Raw genomic sequence first — 5571 nt, 5'->3', positions numbered from 1 at the left:
CTTCCTCCCCGGTCTAAAGACACGGGGCTTCCACGCTCCCAAGAGGTTTACGTGAAACTCGCCCACCCCCTACTTATGGGATTTTACATAAGTTTTGCTAATTCATACAACCAAATAGATTGTTTTTGGCAAAGATTGTTAAGAATTAATACAATTTTAGGGAAAATTGCTCGCCAAAAGTTGACGAGATTATGGGGGTTGTGGTTTGCTTACAGAAATTGCTACCAAGGGCTTTCTGTGTCTATTGGATAAAATAAAGCCCGAAACCCTGATTGTATCGCGGTTAAAATTATTCTCCCGGCAAAAATTTAAATTCACGATTCACGAGTTTTTCGGGAAAATACCTAGGCTATTTTTACCGACCTTGACAAAAACGACATTTTGTGCATACCCCCCAAAGCCATAAATAATAATGAGATCCTCACCCGAAATTGGGAGTTTAACCGAGTTGGAGGGTAGCGGGTGAGGAGGGGGAAAAGTTATAGCATCAGTGGTTTAAAACCATGTTTAATAGACATCCGACCAATCATATCCATTTTATCCAAAGTGATTTGATTTCGGCCCCAAGAAAAATTGGTATATATAGACTCAAATTCTAATAACATAGATTCGGCAAAACAGGCGAATAGCTGGCGACCGGGAACATTCATATTGACAATTTTCATAATTTTCCAGTCAATATCTAAAGCGTGTTCCACAATGCCCCCAGACAGGACATGAACACCGGGACTTTGAAACTTAGTTGCCATATTTTTAGGGTAGCCCCCATCAATCAACAAACAAGGTTTTTTCAAAACTTCCGGGTCAATTTCCACCCCCTGTGGCATACTAGCGACCCAAACCACGATATCAGCCTGGGGTAATGCTTCATCTAAAGCCATAATTTTACCCCGTCCCAATTCAGCTTGTAGGTTTTGGAGTCTTTGGCGATCGCGAGCAATCAATAGTATTTCAGCCACATCAAGTCTGCCATTTAGCCACCGACAGACCGCACTGCCAATATCTCCGGTAGCGCCACAAACAGCCACAGTAGCCTTAGACAAATCTATTCCCAATTTCGGCGCTGCTTGTTCCACTTGACGGCAAATAATATAAGCCGTGTGGGTGTTTCCGGTAGTGAAGCGCTCAAACTCCAACTTAATGTTGCGAATTCTACCCAGTTGATCCAAATTAAATCTCTCCAAAATAATCGAAGAAAACCCCCCCAAAGCCGTAATATTAATGCCATTTTTTTGAGCATGAGCCATAGCATTAATAATTTTGCGAGTAGCAGCTTTCATGCGGTTAGTAGCCAACATTTCGGGTAAGAAGCAAGACTCTACATACCTACCCTCAATTACCTGACCCGTAATACTTGTTACCTTAAGATCCTCAACAATTACGGGTGGTGCGCTGCACCAAAAATCCAGACCTTGATCAGCATATTCTGCATAACCCAAATCCCGAGCTACAACCTGGGCGTGTTCCAAACTGGTAAGATGACCGATGAGACCAAACATGATTCGATTGAGTTATTTTTGAGTTAACATCCTCTTGGGGGAGGCTATTTTATTTACCCATCTCCCGGCACGAGCTGTATGAGTCGATGCCGGACCATAGAAATTAATTTTACCTGCAAAGGAGCAGGTTTGCTTGTGATTTTATGTTTAATCTTATCACCAACCTGCCCATAGTGCCAGCAATTCCGAATAAAGCTCTCCCCACCGGCTCCGGCGCGAGGTGGGGGTGTCATAATGCTAATCCCGGACTCGCCTGAGTGCTACATTTAACCTTCTCAAACCTGTATAAAACTTATTAAAGCTTTACGCCGATTGAAAAAGTATCGCATTGTCTTGGAAGACAACGGCAGTAGCCGGCAAAGCACGAAGCATAATGTTTCGTGCGCCTACCCAGTCACGGGGTGCTGTATAGCCGCAATTAGGACATTTCAAAACCTTACTTCCCCCTAGTTTCTCATGGATTTGACCACAATGGGGGCAGGTTTTAGAGGTATAACTTTCCTTCAGCGCGGACAACTAAAACACCTTTTCTTTCTGCTTGTTGCATGAGACGTTTAGAAAATATGTAGTGACTCCAAGTTAACAAGTGTCTCGCTGACTTAGAGTTGAGCTTTCTACGATATTTGACAACCATTTCACTCGAATTAAAAGTAGGAAGAAAGATAAGTTTATAGTGATTAACCAAGACATGAGCGACTTTCTTATGTAAATCATCTACTAGGTTACGAATCCGCTCCCGCATTCGATGAGAAGCTTTACGCATTTGATCTCGTTTTCGTTTAATTTTACATTGGCTAATCCGGCTCATTAAAAGGTCTAAATGGTAGCAAAGGCGATTGATTTTGCCAATATCATTAGTGGCAAATTCCGTAATTGATTCACCATCATAACCCACCAAAAAGGAGCGCACACCAGGGTCTAAAGCCATAACTCGCTTTTGCTCTGTTGTTTCTCGCTCTTGATACTCTGGAAAACAACCATACCATTTACCCCTGGCATACTTTAATTGCGTTCCATAAAGGCAATTCTTAGGTATAGCTTGAGGTGAAGTAAAGGTTAAACCTTTAGTTAAACGGGTATACCAAGTTCCATTTTTAAAGTTATTTACCTTGAATTTAATGATTTGAGATGGTGCCCGGCAGGACTTGAATTTGACTTGACCCCCAGCCGCATTAGCTTGTTTAAAAGCATCGAAAGCATCGGCTACTGCTTCCTGTAATTGATGTCCTGGTAAAAATTTCACCCATTCCGGTTTTTCACTATCTCTGACTAACTTTTGGCAGTCAAAACAGGTCCCTTGATAGCCATGTTTCAAAGTAGCAATGGTATAGTTATAAATCCACCGATAAGCAGCTAACCAACGTTTCCAAACAGCGTGTAATTCTTGACAAGGATACAATCTCACCTTCCTCAAGCTGTTCGGAGTCATCTTGCTTGTCTGATGACGGGGTTTCTTTTTGAAGTTCTTTACGGGCTGGTTTTTCGTACTTTCGTAGTCCGTAAAGCCGAGCAGAGAAACAGTGGAGGATGGACAAGATATCGCTAACGAGTTCTTGTTCTGGAGAGAGACTCTTTTTCCTGAGAACCACGAATTCACATCCACTTTTTGCACATAACCATTCAATGAGTGGAAATCCGAAACGGACCAGCCTATCGGCGTGAGCGATGACAAGTGTGCCGATATTTCCTTCGTATATTCGTTCCAATATAGCGAGGAATTTTCGCCGTTTAAAATTGAGTCCACTGCCAACTTCTGTAAGAATTTATGCTGTTGGGTATGCGCTGCGTAGAAATTCAGCCTGTCTAATGAGGTCATCCTTTTGGGAATGGGTGCTGACTCTTGCATAACAGACAATGGGCTTTTGTTTCTCGGCTTCTTCGATGATGTATCTTCGTTGGTTGCCAACGGTACGAACGGCTTTAATTGCGCCGAGTTTTTCCCATCTTCGCAAGGTGGCAACGCTGACGGAGAAGATTTCTCCGGCTTCCTTCGGTGTAACATATTTTGGCACTTTAACTCCGGTTATTGTGGTTGTTTGCATAGTACAAGGTTTTGGGTTTGTGTGTAGGTTTGAGTAAGTTTTTTGTTACTAGCAAGCACGTCTGGGCGCAGAAGCCTTTGTGAAGTTTCCCTCCTTTTCCCATCGTCATTAGGGCCCGCATTGCCACAGACTCGAGTCGCTGATATCGACGATCTATGTCTGGTCCAGGGTGAATTAATTCACGATGGATTACAGTGCCGTCAAAGGTTACGACTGTGACTGTTGCTGTGGTATTGATACCCAAATCAACCGCCACAACATTTTGATCCGGGTTCCGTTTCGCGCTGTACACAATGAAACGGAACGGAAAGATGACAAGCCTGGTCATTGAAAATCAGAGCGGGGGACAACATTTGGTAGCCGGGTATCTCATGGCGTTCCCGTAGTCCGGTAATCTGAACCCTTGTCCCCAGCCTAAAGGCATGGGGATTCTTGGGCTGAATCCTGCCTCCACTAACCCTCGTTAGTTTTGGTCTTACAGTTTCATGTCGTATCTGACTACACCTTTTACAGTAAGCACTCTTCAAGAATACTCCCCAAGCGTAAATCCGGGTATGCCCTACCCTATTTGATTTTGACTTCGCTCTGGCCATTTGGACTGACGATGAAAGATTTTCTACCAGTGATGGCTAGAGTTTTAGGGATTACGGAGTGTCTCTTGTTTCCGGCGTTCCCAAAGTCAACGAATTCAATTTATGTTCACACCAAGTCGCCCTAAAAGGACGAGGTTTTCAACCCATTTTTTCTGATAAGGCTATGACGACTAAGACTCTGGCGATCGCAGATCCCACCTGTTAGCGCGGTTCGGCTGCGATCAGTTCGGCGGAGCTCACCGACCGCACCGACCGTTTTTGTTCAAAATCTCAACCTGACTAAGTTAAACTCCTGCCAAACCATAAGCAGACATCCGCATAATATCGCGGGTAGTGAAACCAATATTGCTCAGAGCTTCCCCATAGGCAATCATGAAGTCCTCAATTAAGGCTTCTTTCTCCATTCCCAGGATACTGGCATCTTTTTCCACCTGGTTAAGCATTTTCCAGACCAGGGGTAGGTTTTGGCGGTTAGCTTCTTCTAGTTCAGCTTTGGACTCCTCAAAGTGAGCTTTCAGCCACTCCTCGCCAAAGTTCAGATGCTCGTACTCATCTTTAACCACGCCTTCGGTAATTTTGCGAGCAAAGGGATCAGCCACAGGGATATAGATGTTGTAAGCAGCGATCGCAAAACTTTCAATAATTAAAGATTGGATCAGCAAACAAGTCACCAACTTACCTTCAGCCGCCGCCTTTTGGAAATTACCATGAAGTTTAGCAAAGAACTCACGGCCAAAGTCCATGTCTGGGGTAACTTCCAGGTTGCGACCACAAGCCTGAAACCCTTTCTTATGACGCTTTTCCATTTTCGACAGACGAATTAGCTCTTCCCGTTCTTCAGGTAGCATTTCACCCAGTTTGATGTAATTATCAGATGCTTCCTGCTCACCTTCAATTACGATCGCATTAATCCGGCTATAGGCATCTTTATAGGTTTCGTTTTGAAAGTCCAGTTCAGTAATTGTTTCAAGCTGTGGCATAAATTAGATTTCTCCTGGTAACAAACAAATGAGCTGTTCTTGACACTCCCACGCCCCTTAACAGTGGAATTCTTGGTTCAGCGATCCGACTTACACATCTAACTCAAAAGCCAGATACCCAGAGGTCGATATCTGATACATTTACGCGACATTTATCCGGTTGTTCCCGGACAATGCGACGATAGCACTATTACCCGTTAAGGTAACAGAGGCGGTATCCCGCAAAGCTTTTAGAAAGATTCCAAAAGCACCGTTCCAGTCCCGTGGTAGAGTGAACCCCCACTCCGGACATCGGAACACTTTTGAGCCACCTAGCTGGGAATGGACATGACCACAGTGAGTACAGGTTTTGCTGGTGTATTCTTCGGTCACATCTACAACTGTTCAGTTATTTCCGCGCTTATGTCTCAGGGTTAGTTTGAATCGATAATGCGCCCATTTCAGCATGGCGCGGGCA

The 5571-nt window shown here is 44.1% G+C and carries 5 protein-coding genes and 2 pseudogenes; 1 reads left to right on the top strand and 6 read right to left on the bottom strand.

Going from position 1 to position 5571, the window contains the following annotated elements; translation table 11 throughout:
• Nucleotides 1-479: 479 nt before the first annotated feature.
• The 4 genes and pseudogenes from P5683_RS22380 to P5683_RS22365 all read right to left on the bottom strand — a co-directional run bounded on the left by P5683_RS22380 (nucleotide 480) and on the right by P5683_RS22365 (nucleotide 3511).
• A complete protein-coding gene (locus P5683_RS22380) occupies nucleotides 480-1499 on the bottom strand; it encodes a long-chain acyl-[acyl-carrier-protein] reductase (protein ID WP_006625675.1) in 1020 nt (339 codons plus the stop codon).
• Between the two features lie 303 nt (nucleotides 1500-1802).
• Nucleotides 1803-2015 carry a transposase gene (locus P5683_RS22375; protein WP_228116544.1) on the bottom strand — a complete coding sequence of 71 codons (213 nt, stop codon included), beginning with the start codon at nucleotides 2013-2015 and terminating at the stop codon, nucleotides 1803-1805.
• Nucleotides 1984-2928, bottom strand: coding sequence for a transposase (locus tag P5683_RS22370; protein WP_315669482.1), 945 nt, complete (start codon nucleotides 2926-2928; stop codon nucleotides 1984-1986). The genes P5683_RS22375 and P5683_RS22370 overlap by 32 nt, the downstream gene beginning before the upstream one ends.
• Nucleotides 2831-3511 (bottom strand): annotated as a pseudogene (locus P5683_RS22365) (IS607 family transposase). The gene P5683_RS22370 and the pseudogene P5683_RS22365 overlap by 98 nt, the downstream one beginning before the upstream one ends.
• Before the next feature lie 681 nt (nucleotides 3512-4192).
• Here P5683_RS22365 and P5683_RS22360 point away from each other — a divergent pair.
• The gene (locus P5683_RS22360) at nucleotides 4193-4339 is read left to right on the top strand and encodes a hypothetical protein (RefSeq protein ID WP_315642481.1); all 147 of its coding nucleotides are present in this window, start codon (nucleotides 4193-4195) and stop codon (nucleotides 4337-4339) included.
• Between the two features lie 79 nt (nucleotides 4340-4418).
• Here P5683_RS22360 and P5683_RS22355 read toward each other — a convergent pair whose 3' ends face one another.
• Nucleotides 4419-5114 (bottom strand): aldehyde oxygenase (deformylating), encoded by a 696-nt coding sequence (locus P5683_RS22355; protein ID WP_006625681.1) that lies wholly within the window; start codon nucleotides 5112-5114, stop codon nucleotides 4419-4421.
• A gap of 141 nt (nucleotides 5115-5255) precedes the next feature.
• Nucleotides 5256-5571 (bottom strand): annotated as a pseudogene (locus tag P5683_RS22350) (zinc ribbon domain-containing protein); the annotation flags it as partial.

The organism is Limnospira sp. PMC 1279.21 (genome assembly GCF_032349615.1).
Lineage (GTDB): Bacteria > Cyanobacteriota > Cyanobacteriia > Cyanobacteriales > Microcoleaceae > Limnospira > Limnospira fusiformis.
Note: the sequence above shows the minus strand (reverse complement) of the source record. Positions and strands in the feature narration are given on the sequence as shown.

What these genes read in the sequence shown, in the direction of transcription:
- P5683_RS22380 (WP_006625675.1), bottom strand. Translation starts at nt 1,499, where the DNA reads ATGTTTGGTCTCATCGGTCATCTTACCAGTTTGGAACACGCCCAGGTT.
- P5683_RS22370 (WP_315669482.1), bottom strand. Translation starts at nt 2,928, where the DNA reads ATGACTCCGAACAGCTTGAGGAAGGTGAGATTGTATCCTTGTCAAGAA.
- P5683_RS22355 (WP_006625681.1), bottom strand. Translation starts at nt 5,114, where the DNA reads ATGCCACAGCTTGAAACAATTACTGAACTGGACTTTCAAAACGAAACC.